At 47.8% G+C, this 17,113-nt stretch carries 20 protein-coding genes and 1 pseudogene; 18 read left to right on the forward strand and 3 right to left on the reverse strand.

Features of this window, described 5'->3' with window-relative positions; genetic code table 11:
• A pseudogene (locus tag BUA75_RS16110) lies at positions 1-216 on the reverse strand (DDE-type integrase/transposase/recombinase); the annotation flags it as partial.
• 163 nt (positions 217-379) lie between these two features.
• Between BUA75_RS16110 and rpmE the strand changes: the two are divergent.
• The 9 genes from rpmE (at position 380) to glyA (ending at position 7,921) form a co-directional block, all read left to right on the forward strand.
• Positions 380-589 (forward strand): 50S ribosomal protein L31, encoded by a 210-nt coding sequence (gene rpmE, locus BUA75_RS09735; protein WP_072874422.1) that lies wholly within the window; start codon positions 380-382, stop codon positions 587-589.
• 150 nt (positions 590-739) lie between these two features.
• Complete coding sequence (gene prfA, locus BUA75_RS09740; protein WP_072874423.1) at positions 740-1,813, forward strand: peptide chain release factor 1; 1,074 nt, start codon at positions 740-742, stop codon at positions 1,811-1,813.
• Positions 1,810-2,733: a peptide chain release factor N(5)-glutamine methyltransferase gene (gene prmC / locus BUA75_RS09745; RefSeq protein WP_072874424.1), complete on the forward strand. Its 924-nt coding sequence runs from the start codon at positions 1,810-1,812 to the stop codon at positions 2,731-2,733. Before prfA ends, prmC begins: the two co-directional genes overlap by 4 nt.
• Positions 2,734-2,826: 93 nt before the next feature.
• Positions 2,827-3,537, forward strand: coding sequence for a stage II sporulation protein R (gene spoIIR / locus BUA75_RS09750; protein ID WP_072874425.1), 711 nt, complete (start codon positions 2,827-2,829; stop codon positions 3,535-3,537).
• A gap of 69 nt (positions 3,538-3,606) precedes the next feature.
• On the forward strand, positions 3,607-4,695 hold the full coding sequence (locus tag BUA75_RS09755) for an L-threonylcarbamoyladenylate synthase (RefSeq protein ID WP_083574261.1): 1,089 nt from the start codon (positions 3,607-3,609) through the stop codon (positions 4,693-4,695).
• A gap of 143 nt (positions 4,696-4,838) precedes the next feature.
• Positions 4,839-5,399 (forward strand): manganese efflux pump MntP, encoded by a 561-nt coding sequence (locus BUA75_RS09760; RefSeq protein WP_242650293.1) that lies wholly within the window; start codon positions 4,839-4,841, stop codon positions 5,397-5,399.
• Between the two features lie 121 nt (positions 5,400-5,520).
• A complete protein-coding gene (locus BUA75_RS09765; protein ID WP_072874427.1) occupies positions 5,521-6,030 on the forward strand; it encodes a low molecular weight protein arginine phosphatase in 510 nt (169 codons plus the stop codon).
• Positions 6,002-6,646: a TIGR01440 family protein gene (locus tag BUA75_RS09770; RefSeq protein ID WP_242650294.1), complete on the forward strand. Its 645-nt coding sequence runs from the start codon at positions 6,002-6,004 to the stop codon at positions 6,644-6,646. The genes BUA75_RS09765 and BUA75_RS09770 overlap by 29 nt, the downstream gene beginning before the upstream one ends.
• 30 nt (positions 6,647-6,676) lie before the next feature.
• Complete coding sequence (gene glyA / locus BUA75_RS09775) at positions 6,677-7,921, forward strand: serine hydroxymethyltransferase (RefSeq protein WP_072874428.1); 1,245 nt, start codon at positions 6,677-6,679, stop codon at positions 7,919-7,921.
• A 65-nt stretch (positions 7,922-7,986) separates the two neighbouring features.
• Here glyA and BUA75_RS09780 read toward each other — a convergent pair whose 3' ends face one another.
• Both BUA75_RS09780 and BUA75_RS09785 read right to left on the reverse strand, forming a co-directional pair.
• Positions 7,987-9,258 (reverse strand): MFS transporter, encoded by a 1,272-nt coding sequence (locus BUA75_RS09780; protein WP_072874429.1) that lies wholly within the window; start codon positions 9,256-9,258, stop codon positions 7,987-7,989.
• Positions 9,255-10,451: an MGDG synthase family glycosyltransferase gene (locus BUA75_RS09785; RefSeq protein WP_072874430.1), complete on the reverse strand. Its 1,197-nt coding sequence runs from the start codon at positions 10,449-10,451 to the stop codon at positions 9,255-9,257. Before BUA75_RS09785 ends, BUA75_RS09780 begins: the two co-directional genes overlap by 4 nt.
• A gap of 253 nt (positions 10,452-10,704) precedes the next feature.
• Here BUA75_RS09785 and upp point away from each other — a divergent pair, with 253 nt between their 5' ends.
• From upp to atpH, 9 genes are all read left to right on the forward strand, one after another.
• The gene (gene upp / locus BUA75_RS09790) at positions 10,705-11,316 is read left to right on the forward strand and encodes a uracil phosphoribosyltransferase (protein ID WP_370541577.1); all 612 of its coding nucleotides are present in this window, start codon (positions 10,705-10,707) and stop codon (positions 11,314-11,316) included.
• 23 nt (positions 11,317-11,339) lie between these two features.
• Positions 11,340-12,500, forward strand: coding sequence for a non-hydrolyzing UDP-N-acetylglucosamine 2-epimerase (gene wecB / locus BUA75_RS09795; protein WP_072874432.1), 1,161 nt, complete (start codon positions 11,340-11,342; stop codon positions 12,498-12,500).
• 157 nt (positions 12,501-12,657) lie between these two features.
• Complete coding sequence (locus BUA75_RS09800; protein ID WP_072874433.1) at positions 12,658-13,842, forward strand: acetyl-CoA C-acetyltransferase; 1,185 nt, start codon at positions 12,658-12,660, stop codon at positions 13,840-13,842.
• 376 nt (positions 13,843-14,218) lie between these two features.
• Entirely contained in the window at positions 14,219-14,422 is a 204-nt protein-coding gene (locus BUA75_RS09805; protein WP_242650295.1) for a hypothetical protein, read from the forward strand.
• Entirely contained in the window at positions 14,419-14,823 is a 405-nt protein-coding gene (locus BUA75_RS09810) for a hypothetical protein (protein WP_242650296.1), read from the forward strand. Before BUA75_RS09805 ends, BUA75_RS09810 begins: the two co-directional genes overlap by 4 nt.
• Positions 14,824-14,827: 4 nt before the next feature.
• On the forward strand, positions 14,828-15,589 hold the full coding sequence (atpB, locus tag BUA75_RS09815) for a F0F1 ATP synthase subunit A (RefSeq protein ID WP_072874483.1): 762 nt from the start codon (positions 14,828-14,830) through the stop codon (positions 15,587-15,589).
• 133 nt (positions 15,590-15,722) lie between these two features.
• A complete protein-coding gene (atpE, locus tag BUA75_RS09820) occupies positions 15,723-15,959 on the forward strand; it encodes an ATP synthase F0 subunit C (protein WP_072874435.1) in 237 nt (78 codons plus the stop codon).
• Between the two features lie 105 nt (positions 15,960-16,064).
• Positions 16,065-16,550, forward strand: coding sequence for a F0F1 ATP synthase subunit B (gene atpF / locus BUA75_RS09825; protein WP_072874436.1), 486 nt, complete (start codon positions 16,065-16,067; stop codon positions 16,548-16,550).
• Positions 16,544-17,092, forward strand: coding sequence for an ATP synthase F1 subunit delta (atpH, locus tag BUA75_RS09830; RefSeq protein WP_072874437.1), 549 nt, complete (start codon positions 16,544-16,546; stop codon positions 17,090-17,092). The genes atpF and atpH overlap by 7 nt, the downstream gene beginning before the upstream one ends.
• Positions 17,093-17,113 lie beyond the last annotated feature (21 nt).

Raw genomic sequence — 17,113 nt, forward strand, 5'->3', positions numbered from 1 at the left:
AACGATGGGCATCACATCCCTATACCGAAGAGAGCGAGTACGCTTAGCGGGCGGTTTATCGTGCTCCGGTTTGGGTTTCATAGTGGCAATCGCGTACTTCCGCGCGTATCCCAGGGTCCGCTCCAACTCATCCAAAATCTGCGATTTCTCTTGCCTAGTGCGTGCCTTAAGGTAACGCACGCGCATCGTACTCAGGTACTCTTGCCGACTCTGCATGGACATCCGCACATCGATCCCTTCGGTAAGATTTCTGTTTGAGTGAGCCGATACCCTTTCGGTAAGATTTTAGCTGAGTGATCGCGATGACGTGACAGAAGGCAGACAACGTGATATACTACTCCACAGTGCTATTTTGCGGAATGTGAAAGAGGTGAAACGCATGAAAGCAGAAGGACATCCAGTTTATCATAAAGCTGTTGTAACGTGTGCCTGTGGTGAAACATTTGAAACAGGTTCTGTGAAGGAAAATCTTCGAGTTGAAATCTGTTCCAAATGCCATCCTTTCTTTACCGGTAAGCAAAAGCTGGTAGATGCCGGCGGTCGTGTAGATCGCTTTAATAAAAAATACGGAATGAAGAACGCTCAATAGTTTGCCTTTTGAAAAGGGCCAGTTACGCCTGCTAACCGCAGGGTCGCTTTTTTATGCGTTTATTTTGCATAAGGGCGGGCGTAATTTGGCTCTTTTCCGCTATTTAGAGAACAGGTTAATGCCAACGATGTGAGAAAAGAAGGTGAGTTCATGTTTGAGAAACTTGAATCTATGGAACGGCGTTATCAACAATTAAGTGATTGGTTGTGTGACCCTAATATATCGTCCGATCCAGAAAAGTTGCGCAAATACGCTAAAGAGCAGTCTGATTTACAAGAAACTGTAGAAATTTATCGCGCCTATCGGGAAGCACAAGAGCAATTTAAAAGTGCGAAGGCTATGCTTGATGAGAAATTGGATGATGAAATGCGAGAACTTGTCAAGCTTGAACTCGATGATTTGCAAAATAAGATAGATGACTATCAAGCTAAATTACAGATTTTACTACTTCCCAAAGACCCAAATGACGATAAAAATGTCTTTCTCGAAGTTCGGGCAGCGGCTGGTGGCGAAGAGGCGGCGTTGTTTGCGGGAGATTTGTTACGTATGTATACACGCTATGCTGAAAATTGCGGTTGGAAGGTAGAGCTCATCGATGCTAGTTATACGGATATAGGAGGATTTCGTGAAGCAACGCTTTCTGTGCAAGGTAAGGGAGCATACAGCAAGCTGAAATATGAAAGTGGAACACATCGTGTACAACGTGTACCAACCACAGAATCGGGTGGTCGTATTCATACTTCCACAGCTACAGTGGCTGTTTTGCCGGAAGTTGAAGATGTACAAGTGGAAATTCATGAAAAAGATTTGCGCATTGACACGTTTTGTTCAACCGGACCAGGTGGACAAAGTGTCAATACCACTCAGTCGGCAGTACGAATTACCCATTTGCCGACAGGGTTAGTCGTCTCGTGCCAGGATGAAAAATCACAGTTGAAGAATCGAGATAAAGCCATGAGAGTCCTGCGTGCACGACTGTATGAAAAATATTTAGAAGAACAACAGCAAGAGCAGGCAGCTAATCGCAAAAATCAAGTAGGTACGGGCGATCGCAGTGAAAGGATACGGACATACAACTTTCCACAAAGTCGCGTGACGGATCACCGGATCGGCCTGACCCTGCATCGTTTAGAAAGTGTTTTGGCGGGAGATTTGGAAGAGATTATTCAACATCTAATTATTGCTGAACAAAGCGCTAAATTGAATGAGGCATTAGAGGCATGATTCGCACAGTGACAACATGCTGGAGCGAGGCAAGGAATCAATTGCTCAAACAGCCACTGTTTCAAAAGTGGCAGCCAGACGATGCATTTCATCAATGCCATCATGAAGCGGCAGAACTTCTAGCCGCCGCATCAGGATGGAAGGTGGAAGAATTGTGGCGTCACTTGTCAGATCCGATTGAGGAGGAAGTTTGGCTTCAAATACAGTCATTTCTTGAACGTCGCCTGCAAGGTGAGCCACTAGCTTACATTCTGGGGCATGCTTATTTTGCGGGTAGAAAATTTGTGGTTGACGAGCGTTGCTTAATTCCTCGTCCTGATACAGAAAGTCTTTTAGAGATTTCTCTGGCATTTTTGCAGGAAAGTGGCAGACACACAGGTTGTTTGCTCGATCTCGGTACCGGCAGCGGTGCCTTGGCAGTCTCTGTGGCTCTGGAGTATCCAGCCTGGCAAGTTTGGGCAGTGGATATCTCCCCTGAGGCGTTGGAAGTGGCACGTCAAAATCAGATGCTTCACCAGGCAGCCGTCCGCTTTATTCGAGCAGACGGTTTGCGTCTTTTAGCTAAGATCAATAAGCGTAATGGAAAAAAACCTCACATCATTCTATCTAATCCACCCTATATTGCGGAATCAGATCCGTATCGCCGTGTGGATGAAGAGGTTGTTCGATTTGAACCCCATCTTGCCCTGTTTGCTGGAAAAGACGGCCTCGATTTTTATCGAGAACTTGCCCGATTAGGGCCGGGAATACTTGCAGACGAAGAGGCTGTGGGTCTTTTTTTAGAAGTGGGTATGGGACAGGCGAAGCAAGTACAGCAACTTTTTTCAACCAAGCCTTGGCATTCTTTTGCAACGCAATTACATTGCGATTTGCGGGGCGTTCATCGTGTGGTAGCTGTCATTCGCCACCATAGAAGCTGACCTTTTAGGACTGCAATGAATTTATGGGGGATGGTTTAAACCTATCTTTTTCTGGGCAGACTTTTGCTAGAGAAGATAGGGAGGCGAATAAGAATGTGGCGTAGAATGATGGTATTGGCAACAATTGTGGGTGGTATCTGTGTAGCTGGACATCTTTTGGAAACGAGCACAGCTTCGACGAACAGCGCTGTAACCGATATGTCAACAGCGAAGATTCAATCCATTGATTTTGCCGTGCCTCATGATGCACCCATTCCTAAAGAGGCGCTCCGTTTAAGAATTATTGCAAACAGCGATAGTCCTCAAGATCAACAATTGAAACGGGAAGTACGCAATGCTATAGTCCTGCAAGTAGGAAAATGGTTAAAAGGTGTTACGAGTTCTGCAGAGGCTCGGCGTATCTTGGAAGAACACGAAGCAGATATTGAGCAAATTGCCTTAAAGGTGACTCGTGAGCATGGCTTTACATACGGTGTGCAAACCAATATAGGCAAAGTTCCTTTCCCTACTAAAATTTATGGGAATCAAATTTATCCAGCCGGTAATTATGAAGCGTTACGCATTATCCTCGGAAAGGGACAAGGTGCCAATTGGTGGTGCGTCCTATTCCCGCCTCTCTGTTTTGTCGATATTGCTGAGGGTGACGCGGTTCCGAATACAGGAAGTTTTCCGGATTTACCTCCTCTTGAGGTACTCAATATGATGGGTCCCAACGGCAAAGAAGAGAAGGTTCAGGTACGGCTGGCTGTAGTTGACTATGGAGAAGAGCTATGGCATACATTGGTTCACCAGTGGTCCATCTAAAAAACATGTGCAAGTCGGATAAAATCACTCGCTGGGAAACAAACCCCATCGTAAAGGAGGTAGCAGAGTGTGCAGCGCATCCAAGTAAGTGTAAGTATGGCGCGAGAGAACAAAACCCAGGCAATCAGGCTGTTATCCCCTGCTGCTGCCGCTCTGAGACAGGGCGGCTTAGTTGCCTTCCCTACAGAAACGGTCTACGGATTGGGCGCGAATGCCAATCTGGAGGAAGCCATTCTGCGTATTTTTCAAGCCAAAGGGAGACCGGCTGACAATCCGCTCATTGTCCATCTACCCAATGTTGAAGCCATCTCGTCAGCTGTTGATATAGCACGTATTCGCCCGCACGAAAAACGACTGATAGAATCCTTTTGGCCCGGACCGCTCACTTTGCTGTTACCGCCAACAAAGACTATTGCGAGAAGCGTTTATCCTGGCCAGACCTTGATTGGTGTTCGTGTACCCAATCATCCTGTTGCGCAACTTCTGCTCAGTCTGTCTGGAGTGCCAGTAGCTGCTCCGAGTGCTAACCGTTCTGGCTTGCCGAGTCCTACCACATCAGAAACTGTCCTGCTTGATTTGGCGGATCATCTTGATGTGTTGGTGGAAGGTGGATCTTGTGAGTGGGGAATTGAATCTACCGTAGCAGCGGTGCAGGAAGAGAGCATACATATTTATCGTCCAGGAGCGATTACGGCCGCCATGCTAGAGGATGCCACAGGGTTGCCAGTAACGGTTTCTACAGGTTTCCAAGAAGGTGGAACGCCACTGGCTCCGGGTATGAAATATCGTCACTATGCGCCACATACACCAGTCAGCGCTTGGTGGGGCAATGTAGAGTCCGTTCAATCAGCTATGCAACAGGCGTTATTGCAGTCATCCATTCAACGATTTGGCCTCATCGCGCCCCGGAATTTTCAAACATTGGCAGACTTGCTGCAACCTTCTCCTGTTTGGACCTACTGGATAGAAGGAGAGGAAGGGAGCTATGCGCCTTCTTTTGCAGCCAAGCTATACAGTAGTATGCGTGAAGCGGATACAGCTCATTTGGAAGCACTTTATGTGTTTGCCCCAAGTGCATTTCATCCTCTCGGAACAGCTATTCATAATCGACTCTTGAAGGCAACGGAAGGCCGATTATGGCACGCTGAATCATCCTAAGCCATCTCTTTGCCGACATGATTCATCATGTTTGTCCGGATAGGTGCATACTCTCCTTACAAGGAAGCAGTTCATAGAAACATTCTCTGCTCGAGCCATGCTTCTGGGCAGAGATGTTCTTTTGTTGCCTGAGGAGGGTGCATGTGCCTTTTTCCATGAGAGATTTGCTCAATATTGCCATGATGTCGATCGCGCTTGGAATGGATTCTTTTTCACTATCCATCGGCATGGGCTTAAACGGGATCAATCGCAAGCGGGCGATTCAGATGTGCATATGCATCGGTCTCTTTCATATTGTTTTTGCTCTCCTGGGTCTTTGGGTAGGATTTTGGGTAGAAGCAAAAGTTGGACAAATTGCAAAAGGGTTTGGAGCATTTTTGTTAATTGGTCTAGGAATCCACATGCTTTTTGAGAGTTTTCATAAAAAAAGAGAAACTGTCAGAAGAAGAGGCAACAGTTTGCTTTCTCTCTTGCTTTTTTCATCGGGAGTATCCATTGATGCTTTGTCCGTTGGCTTTACGCTTGGCTTGCGTTCGGCCACATACGGTATAGTTTCGGCGTTTGCGTTTGGCGTAGCGGGTGCGGTCATGACAGGAGCAGGTTTATATTTAGGGAAAAAAGCTTCAGGCTGGTCAGGCTGGCTTGGAGAGTTGTTTGGTTCGTTTTTGCTGATTTTTCTTGGCTTGCGATTTTTATTTGAGTAAGTTTATAGAAAGAGGATACAATGGCAAGAAGATGGAGTGCGACATGCACTCCTTTTCACCATCTAACTTACCAGGCAATTCGTCGCCCCTAAGCGATGATTGTGCGAGGTGTCTATAGCCAATGAATCTGCTGTTTATTTGTACAGGGAATACATGTCGAAGTCCGATGGCTCAATGGTTAGCTCGTCATGAGATAGCCAAACGGGGACTTCACCATACGGTTCGTTCAGCAGGATTGTATGCATTTCCAGGTCAACTGATGTCGCGATCGGCAGTAGATGCGTTGTTGCGTCGCCAAGTGGTGGTCGGACATCACGCTTCTCAGCCTGTGGAGGATGCCATGGTTAAGGAAGCGGATCTCATTTTTACCATGACAGAAGCCCATAAACAAGCGATGCTTGAAAAATTTCCAGATGCTGCGGAGAAAACTTATACTTTATCGGAATTTGTGAAAAAGGTCGATCGCGATGGCTCTGGGTATGATATTGTAGATCCGTTCGGACAGTGTGACGAGGCGTATGAGGCGTGCGCTGCCCAATTGGAAGAATTGATCAGGGAAATGATCCGCCTTTTGCCGCAATCTTCAGAGGAGGGCGGTGAAGATGGAAAGAATGCTGCCAACAGAGAGTGATTCTTGTGACCATCCATCTCCACAAGTCGTGGACAGACAACAGCAAAATTTGAATATTGCAGAACCGTTGCGCGCCATTCTGGACGAGTTTCAACAACTGGCTTGCTTGGGAACTGGGCAAGTCTTGGTGGTAGGAGCATCAAGCAGTGAAGTGGCAGGTCAACGTATTGGGACGGCAACCTCAATGGCCATTGGTCAGCAGATAGTTGATATTTTCCTGCAATGGTCGTCGGAAACAGGCTGTCAACTCGCCTTTCAATGCTGTGAGCATCTGAACCGGGCGCTGGTCGTCAACCGCCAATTGGCGATGACGCATGGTTGGCAGGAGGTTTCTGCTATACCCGTGCCGGGTGCGGGGGGTGCGGTAGCAGCTGCAGCCTATCGTAAAATGAGCGATGCCTGTCTGGTGTCTGCCATTGCGGCCGATGCGGGTGTGGACATTGGTGACACTTTAATCGGTATGCATTTGAAACCAGTCGCGGTTCCTGTACGTATTTCTGTCCAGTCCATTGGTCATGCGCATTTGGTGCTGGCTAGGACAAGGCCGCCGTTGATTGGTGGCATGCGCGCTGTTTACAGTAGGGAAGAAGCTGAAAAACGTTGGTTGGCAAAATAGGTAGCCAGCATAAAGGAGAGAGACGGACGAATGAACTTGAGCCAGTATGATGCTGAGTTGGCTGCGGCTATGCAGCAAGAGTTAAACCGTCAACGCAACAACATTGAATTGATTGCTTCTGAAAATTTTGTCAGTCCGGCTGTGATGGAAGCTATGGGAAGTCCGCTAACGAATAAGTACGCCGAAGGATATCCAGGACGTCGCTATTATGGTGGTTGTGAATATGTTGATATCGTCGAGAATATCGCTCGCGATCGCGCCAAGCAATTGTTTGGTGCGGAGCACGTCAATGTGCAGCCTCATTCCGGAGCGCAGGCCAATATGGCGGTATATTTTGCTGTGCTCAAGCCAGGAGATAAAGTGCTCGGCATGAATCTCTCGCATGGCGGACATTTGACGCACGGTAGCCCAGTTAATTTCTCAGGACAACTTTACGAGTTTATTTCCTATGGTGTAGACGAAAAGACGCAACGTATTGACTATGAAGAATTACGCAGATTGGCTCAAGAACACCGTCCCAGAATGTTGGTGGCTGGTGCGAGCGCCTATCCGCGAATCATAGACTTTGCTAAAATGCGCGAAATTGCGGATGAAGTGGGAGCCTACTTGATGGTTGACATGGCTCATATTGCCGGTCTTGTGGCAACAGGATTGCATCCGTCGCCTGTACCGCACGCGCAGTTTGTGACCACAACTACGCACAAAACATTGCGTGGTCCGCGCGGCGGCATGATTCTTTGCAAGGAGGAATTCGCCAAAGCCATAGACAAATCCATCTTTCCTGGTATACAAGGCGGCCCGCTGATGCATGTGATAGCCGCGAAAGCCGTTGCTTTTGGTGAAGCGTTGAAACCAGAATTCAAAACGTATTCCGAGCAAGTTGTCAAGAATGCCAAAACTTTAGCTGAAGCTCTCCTTCAGGAAGGATTTCAACTGGTCTCTGGTGGCACTGACAATCATTTGGTGCTCATTGACTTGCGAAGCCGTGAATTGAGCGGTAAAGAAGCAGAAAAACGGCTCGATCAAGTGGGCATTACAGTGAATAAGAATACTATTCCTTTCGATCCGGCGAGTCCCATGGTTACAAGCGGTATTCGTGTCGGCACTCCGGCCGTCACATCGCGTGGCATGGACGAGCAAGCAATGCGTGAGATTGCATCAGTTTTCTCGCTCGTTTTGCAAAAAGATTGGACAGAAGTTGGCGAAGCAGAAGCGAAAAGTCGCGTGAGCGCCTTGACATCCCGCTTCCCGCTTTATCCAGATCTCACCATTTAAAAACAAATACCACAGCCAAGGCTGTGGCATCTAGAGGTTCTTTCAAAATAGGAAAGACATAGATTCTAAAAGGTACTGCGTTGGCGGTGGCGAATGGATTCTCTGCCACCGTCTTTTTTCTGTAAAGGTACAAAGATGTAGAGTAAACAAATTAAAAGAATAACACTCCCAGCCACCCAAAAGGGGGCTTCTGGAGAGAGAGTTTGCCAAACCAATCCACCCACATAAGGACCGACGGCCGATCCGATTCCTTCTACAGTCATAAAAATTCCCCAGAGCGTAGCCTTCTTATCGGGATCGATATGCGTATCCACAGTTTTATTCCAGCTTGGCAGAACAAATCCATAGGCGATGCCAATAAAGGCGACGACTAGATATGTGGCCAGACGCGAATGGTAAAACGAGAAAACAATCAGTGCAAAAGCAGCCGTTCCAAAGCCGAAAATGAGAAAGTATCGCGCCCCGAAACGATCGACCAATTTACCTGCAGGAATGAGTGTCAGTGCTGTCAAGGCGCCGCCTGAGACAAGAATTCCTGTATAGTAGATGGGTGACAGGTGCAGTTCTAGCTTTGCGTACAAAGAGAGAATCGGTACCAGAGATGTAATGGCAAAGGTCTGGGCAAACATTCCCGGGAATAAATAAGAAGCCTCGCGTACATTGGTCAAAATGCTTTGAATGCGGTTTTGCCAGCTGTATTTGTTGGATATGCGCACTGAGTCATGTGCACGGTATTGTCGATTATGAACAAAGAGTAGAACCACCAACAAGCCTAGACCATCCGCCAAGCCAAGAGCAAGAAACGCAGCTGGATAAGATCGAGCAATCAACAAATTGGCCAGCACTGGACCAAGCCCGGTGCCGCATAACCAAAATAAGTATAAATAACCAACATAAGAGGCACGCTCTTGAGGCTCAATACGATGAGCGATGGCTGACATGGCAGCAGGCCACATGGGCGAAACACCAAAGCCAAAGAGCATAGCGGCCAGCAACAGCATAGCGCCCGTTCTGGCTTGAAACATGAAAATAACAGCACAAAGTGCAGCCACAAAGCCTGCCATGAGCGGGTAGCGAGGCCCAATGCGATCGATCATCCAACCGAAAGGTGTTCGGAACAACGTATCCATCAGGTAGTGCAGTGAAATAGCGAGTGCTGTGATTTCCACAGGCAAGCCGAGGACACCGCTGCCATAGGTTGGCAGGACGGAAAAAGTCAATGCGCCTCGCACCAACTCTGAGAGTGAGAGGGCAGAAAAAATGCTGACGAGCGCCAGCGGAAAATCACGAGGAATAATGTTCAGCCAGCGCCTTTGCGATTTTTCCTGTGTACTCACCGGACAACACCTGTTGAATTGGCAGACATAGTTGCAAATTTCGGTGTGGGATAGACGATTCGACCGTTGGCCAAAGCTATTAAACGTTGGGCAATCACCTCTGCAGCGTTAACGTGTCGGATAGCCAAAGCTCGTTGACGCATTTTGCGAATTTCCTCTGGATTGTCAATCAGCAATCGAAGCGAGATGTCTACAATTTCCTGTTGGTTACGAGCTAAACAGGCTGTGCCGGCCTTGGTAAGATAGTGGCAGTTCTGAATTTCCTGGCCAGGGATAGGTCGATAAATAATCAACGGCAGGCCCAGAGCCATGGATTCACTGACGGTCAAACCGCCAGCTTTGGTCAGCATCAGGTCGGAAGCAGCCATCAGGCGATAGACATCACGCACAAATCCGAATATCTTGACACCCGCTTCAGCTAGTTCTGGCATACCGCAAAGCTGCTGGTACAGGCGTTCGTTCTTTCCAGCAACGACAATTAACTGTAATTGATTGCTGTACTTGGCAAGCTGCAAAGCTACTTGACCGAGATCGCCCAGAACTCCATAAGCGCCGCCCATCAAGAGCAATATCGGTTTCTCTTCAGACAGTTCAAGTTCTCGACGCAGTTCAGCTTTATTCCATGGGCGACAAAAAGCTTCACGCACAGGAATGCCTGTTACTTCAACGCGATCGGGCGAAGTGCCCCGTTCCATTAAACCTTCGCGAACGTAGTCGGATGGCGCGAAATATAAGTCAGTCTGCGGGTGAATCCACTGGCTATGAATAGCATGGTCAGTAATCAGTGTCGTCAGCGGAATGTTGGTACGGCCTTGCTGTTTCAGCATAGAAACCACGCCTGCTGGTGTGGGAAAAGTGGCTAGAACAATATTGGGTCGAAAATTGTGAAGTGTAGCAGCCAGTGTTTCGATGCCCAAGGAATTCAATTGCCGCTGAATGAGTGATTGTGGAGTCAACTGGCTGGTACTCTGATAGAACCATTTATAAAGAGTGGGTGCATATTTGACACTTTGCAGGTAAAAGTATTTGGCCATGGCGTCCAATCTTGGATGGACATCATGCAAATAATCGAGAATTTGTACATCCGCTTCTGGACAGAGTGTTGTAACGGCCGCCTCAACGGCGCGCGCGGCTTGCTGATGGCCTTCTCCGTATGCAGCGGAAAGGATAAGGAGTCGCGACAATCGCGCCATGGAATCGCACCTCTCGCGAATAGTTTCATCTCCCAGTGGAGGGAGGAAGATGCTACCTCCATTTTCGACATTCTGGGCAACCTGTAAACCTTTCTCCAAAAAATAATCGGCTGATCATATCTTTTCTTCGACCGTTGAGGAGATTCTGCTATAATGGGCGGGACAATAAGACAGTTTCAACAAATGAGCGGATGGGTTGGTGCAAAACGCTTGCCATAGAAAGAGGGTAGAGTTGGTGGGAACAATCCATGTCATGGAGCATCCGTTAATCGAACATAAACTGACGCTCATGCGTGATAAACGTACAGGCACAAAAGAATTTCGTGCGCTTCTTCAGGAAGTGGCTATGTTGATGGCCTACGAATTGACACGTTCTTTGCCATTGGCGGAGGTTACCATAGAAACCCCGGTAACGAATGCCCAATTCCGGGTGATTGCCGGCAAGACACTGGCGCTTGTGCCAGTTTTACGGGCAGGGCTTGGTATGTTGGATGGCATCTTGAACCTTATCCCAGCTGCCAAGGTAGGTCATGTTGGGCTGTATCGCGATCACGATACACTTCAGCCTGTTGAATATTACTGCAAACTCCCCAGTAACTTGCAGGAGCGCGACGTGATTGTGGTGGATCCTATGCTTGCTACGGGAGGGTCCGCATCTGCTGCGCTAACGGTCGTCAAACGACATGGTGCTGTACATCCTAAATTAATGGTATTGGTAGCTGTACCGGAGGGCATAAAAAAAATCCAAACAGACCATCCGGACGTAGACATATATACGGCAGCTATTGACGAAGGTTTGAATGAGAAAGGTTATATTGTTCCTGGGCTTGGCGATGCAGGAGATCGTCTGTACGGCACATTTTGATGAACAGCGAGAGGAGTGGAAGAGTGGAGAAAATACGTGTCATGACGGTCTTTGGGACGCGGCCGGAAGCTGTCAAGATGGCTCCGCTCGTCAAGGCGTTGGAGTCAGAGCCACTGGTGGAGAGCATCGTATGCGTGACCGCTCAGCATCGCGAAATGCTCGATCAAGTTTTGAATGTGTTTGCGGTTGAGCCTGATGACGATCTGGATATTATGGAACCTCAGCAGACACTGGGTACGATTACACGCAAGGCGTTGGAAGGTATTGAACAAGTCATTGCCAAGCGGCGTCCGCACATTGTTCTGGTGCATGGAGACACCACAACCACGTTTGCTGCTGCTCTGGCTGCTTTCTATCAACAGGTAGCCATTGGTCATGTGGAAGCGGGCTTGCGTACATACGACAAATACAGTCCCTTTCCAGAGGAAATGAATCGTCAACTGGCCGATGTGCTCAGCGACCTTTTCTTTGCGCCAACCGATTTGGCGGCTGAACAGTTGCGGCGAGAAGGGAAGCCTGATGAGGCTATTTATGTGACTGGCAATACAGCCATTGATGCAATGAAGACAACCGTCTATTCAACCTATCGTCACCCGATTCTCGAACAATTACCTCCCCATAGTCAATTGGTTTATATGACATCGCATCGTAGAGAGAATCTGGGTGAACCGTTGCGTAACATTTGTTCGGCAGTGCTTCGTTTAGTGGAGTCCCACACCGATGTTCAACTGATTTATCCGGTGCATCTCAACCCCAGTGTACGGGATACGGTATTTACCATGTTGGGCGGTCATCCACGTATCCATTTAATTGATCCGCTCGGCATTGTGGATAATCACAACTTTATGGCGAGAGCCAAATTGATTCTGACAGATTCAGGCGGGATTCAGGAAGAGGCGCCGTCGCTGGGCATTCCTGTTCTCGTTCTGCGTGATACAACAGAACGTCCGGAAGGCATTGAAGCAGGCACGTTAAAGCTTGTGGGGACGAACGAAAAGGAAATCTATGAAACAGCCAGTCGTTTGTTGACGGATCAAGAATTTTACAAGGATATGGCTGGGCGCAAAAACCCATATGGTGATGGAAAAGCGTCAGAGCGAATCGTCGAAGCGATTTTGCATTACTTTGGGCATCGTGATCGACCTAAGGCATTTGTCTATAATGAAAATCATGAACAGGCATAGGGCGGATGTATTTCCGCCTTTTATTCAACAAATTTCGCTGAGTGAGAAGTGAAGAATGGATGGAAACTTGCTTTCCTATTCATGTGGATGCGCTTACAATAATAGATGAAAGAGAATAGGTATTTGAGTTTGGTTTGGAAGAAGGGATGGAATCCAAATGGGTCGTGAAGTAGTTTTGTCAGGAGCCGTGCGAACTCCGATTGGTAATTTTATGGGGGCTTTGGCGCCGCTTTCTGCGGTCGATCTCGGTGCTTTAGTGTTGCGAGAGACTGTTCGACGTACGGGGTTGCCTCTGGATGCAGTTGAAGAGGTGTTGATGGGCAACGTTTTGCAGGCGGGATTGGGACAAAATCCGGCTCGGCAAGCTTCGATTCGCTCGGGCCTTGGCGATAGTATACCAGCCATGACCATCAACAAAGTATGTGGGAGTGGATTGCAAGCGGTGATGTTAGCCGCGCAAGCCATTCGGGCTGAAGATGCGGATGTGCTTCTGGCTGGCGGGATGGAGAGCATGTCCAATGCTCCATATTTGCTCGAAGGTGTACGTAAAGGCTATCGAATGGGTGATAGTAACGTAGTCGACAGCATGATTCGAGATGGGCTTTGGTGCGCGTTTTGTGATGTTCATATGGGGATCACGGCGGAAAATATCGCTTCTCGCTATGGCCTTACGCGTGAAGAACAGGATGCGTTTGCCGTCCAGAGCCAGCAGCGTGCAGCTGCAGCTTTGGCAGCCGGGCGATTTGCGGATGAGATAGTAGAGGTGGCTGTGCCGCAAAAACGAGGAATGACGCTTACTGTATCGGAAGATGAATTTATTCGCCCGGATACAACGATTGAGGGATTGGCTAAATTGCGTCCGGCTTTTCGTAAAGAAGGTACGGTTACTGCTGGGAACGCAAGCGGTATCAATGATGGAGCGGCAGCTTTAGTTGTCTCTAGTGAGAGTGCTGCCAAGCTGCATGGATTAGAGCCCATGGCTCGAGTTGTCAGCTACGCGTCAGCAGGCGTGCAGCCAGAAGTGATGGGTCTTGGACCGATTGAAGCTACGCAAAGAGCACTTCGTAAAGCGGGCTTGTCCATAGATGAAATCGATCTCATTGAAGCGAATGAAGCATTTGCTGCCCAATCTCTTGCTGTAGCAAGAGACTTACAGTTTCCCATGGATAGGGTGAATGTGAACGGTGGTGCAATTGCCCTGGGACATCCGATTGGCGCAAGTGGAGCGAGAATTCTTGTTACACTGTTGCATGAGCTGAAACGTCGGCAAGCTCGCTATGGTTTGGCAACACTTTGTATTGGTGGCGGACAGGGAGTCGCTATGGTGGTTGAGCGACTATAAGTGAGTAAATCAAAGAAAAGTCGGATTTTTTGTGAACAAAACGCTATTTTTGGCTGAAAACGCCGGAATTTCGGGTTTTTGCGTTGACACTTGTTTTTTTTCTAGTGTACTATAGGCGAGGGTTCGGGCATCCCACCATAGAGAAAGGGAAAAATACGCAAGCGTAAGGTATTTTATCCCGTATTCGAGGTTACATCAGCTCCCTAATGGGCAGGATGGGAAAAGTATCACTATCTTCCTGGCCCGGACTAAACCGCGCTAGACTGCGATTCTTATCAGTTTCGCCTCTCTTTTCATATCTACGTGGGTGGTGTACAAATTCGAAAACGACCGGCGTTCTAATCGGCGGCGAGAAAAGTCAAGACGAGAGCCTAGCATGTGGAAAACGTTTGCAGTTTATTCCGGTGCTACCATGCAACTCGCGGTGAGCGTCATCGTTTTTGGTTACTTGGGCCATCGCCTGGCAATTGAAATTCATCAGATGTGGTTGACGTTTGGCGGCGTGCTGCTTGGAGTGGCGGTTGGCGTTTCGGGACTGGCGTTCCTCATCAAAAAGTTGTTAGGGGATGAGTCGCCGTGAAGCGGGATGGATTGCAAGCGCGACTGAAGGCTATACAATGGATAGGTGTGGCGATTTTTGTCGTAACAGCGCTATTGTGGTTGGTCATTGCGCACTGGCGTGTCTGGATAAACGGCTTGTTGCTCGGAGAATTAGGAGGAGCAGTCGTTGTGCTATCCATGATACGCGGGGGGCAACCGGATGGTCGTTCGTCGGGTGCACCGCTTTTTTTGTCCGGTATGCTAGGCATGGTGATTCGCTTTGCCGCGCTTGTAGTGGTTATGGTGATAGCAGCTAAATGGCGCCATATCTTCAACCCCTACATGGCGTTGGTGGGATTTTTATTCGGATTCGTGCTCATCTTTGCAGGTCTCTACGGGTATGCCAAGAACCAAGATACCACTTCCAGTGAAAGCAGGTGATGAGGTGCCAGCTTTTCCGACGCTCTTTCGACACACGTTTCCAATCAATTTGACAACCATCGCCATGATTTTTCTGACAGGGCTAATTGTCATCATTGTGATGCGTGTTGGCTTGCGCCGGTTGGATATGCGAAATCCTCGCGGACTTCAAAACATGTTGGAATGGGCAGCTGAGTTTGCTGCCAATATGGCGCGTGATACGATGCCGACGGAACAAGCGGTGCGGTTTATTTTACCGCTTGCCTTTACCATGTTGTTCTTCTTATTTGTTGCAAACTGGCTCGGCCTGATTGCGATTGTTGCTGTGCATATTCACCATCCGATTCAGCATTGGGGTATAACGCCGCAGGATTTTGCTCAATCGAAGGGCATTGTAGAACTGTTTGATTCGCCAACAGCCAATATGAGTATGACGCTTGGTCTGGCAGTCATGGTTTGGCTTTTAGCACATGCGCGTGGTCTCAGGCATCCCAAACAATGGCTCATTCATTTTTACAAACCATCTCCTTTGGCGATTATAGAAGAAATTACAAATCCGCTTACGCACGGCATGCGTCTTTATGGCAATATTTTTGCTGGAGAGGCATTGTTGAATGTGCTGGTTTCGGCGCCGAGACTCTTTGGCTGGGTACCTCTAACGTTGCCGTTAACCATTGTGTGGCTTTTGTATTCAGCGTTTGTTAGCACCATACAGGCATATGTCTTTTCTATTCTGATGTGTCTGTATGTTGGAAATAAATCATTTGAAGGTCATCAGCATCATTAAATCATTATTCAACAGCATCTTTGTACATGCTTCATTGAGTGAAAAACAGGAATCATCAATTACTTATTTCCGCAAAAGAACAGTCTTCTTCTATAGATTGTTTAAAGGACGCGGAGCGAGGAGGAACAAACGAATGGTAAAGGCGATTTTTGATATTGCGGTAGCATTGTTGCTGGGTTTGGCAGCCGTAGGTTCCGGTGTGGGCGACGGTCTGGTTATGAGCAAATATGTAGAAGGTGTATCGAGACAGCCAGAAGCGCGTGGAACCATTTTTGCCAGCGCATTGCTTGGTGTTGCCCTTGTTGAAGCTTTCCCGGTTATTGCGTTGGCTTTCGGTATCATCATGCTTTTCACTCAAGGCGCTCTGTAATCCTTGTGCGGCACAGTGTTCTTTGTGCCCGGTAAAAGATTTTCAAGGCGGCGGCGCAGAGCTTGCCGCCTGGCTGAAGGTCTCACCCAGAAGGGAGTGACGTAAGTGTTTGAATTAGGAACGTTTATAGTTTCCATCATTTCATTTTTAATCGTATTCTGGATTATTTCCAAAGTAGGCTTTAAACCTTTAGCAAATGTGATGGAACAGCGTCGGGTCTATGTAACCTCACAATTGGAAGATGCAGAGAAAAATCGTCATGAAGCAGAACGACTGCTGGAAGAGCAAAGAAAATTACTGGAGCAAACACGCCAAGAAGCTAAAAATATTCTTGATGCTGCTCGGCAGAGAGCGGATGAACAAGCTCGGCAGATGCTCAAAGAAGCTCAGGAAGAAGCTGCTCGCATTCTCGCTGAAGGCAGAGAGTTAATTGAACGTGAACGGGCAGAAGCGATGAATCAGGCGATGCAACGTATGACGGAACTATCAGTTCAGCTTACCAGCAAGTTGCTGCATAGTTACGCCAATGAGCAGGTTCATGCTGAAATGATCAAAGAGGCAGAACAGAAACTAGGTGAGCTCGTATGCTGAACACATCAATTGCCAGACGATACGCGCGAGCTCTTTTTAACCTGGCAATGAAACAACAGCAAGTACAAGCTGTACAAACAAGTTTGCAACAAGTTTCCCAGTTACTACAAGATTTTAAAGACGCAAGGATACTGATTGAACATCCTTTGCTTTCTCCCGAACAAAAGAAAGCCTTTCTGAAATCCGTATTTGCAACAAATGTGGACGAACTAACCTATCGAGCTCTTTTCGTTCTCTTTGAACATAAACGTTCAGAATACGTTGATTTGTTCTATCAGGAATTTAAGAAAATGGCAGATGAGGCGCAAAATATTGTCGAGATTGAAATTCAGACAGCGCGTCCATTGAAAGAAGAAGAAAAAACCGAGATCGAACAAAAATTAGCTGTTTTGTTGGGAAAATCCGTACGTTCAACAATCTCAGTAATTCCAGATTTACTGGGTGGCTATCGCGCGCGCCTTGGCAATCGTCTTTTAGATGCTACTGTGACAGGGGCTCTTCAACAATTTGCCGCGCAAGCACAGGTGTTACAAAGGGCGTAACGAATTTCAGAGGTCTCGTGA

This window comes from Alicyclobacillus tolerans (assembly GCF_900142255.1).
Taxonomy (GTDB): domain Bacteria; phylum Bacillota; class Bacilli; order Alicyclobacillales; family Alicyclobacillaceae; genus Alicyclobacillus_I; species Alicyclobacillus_I tolerans.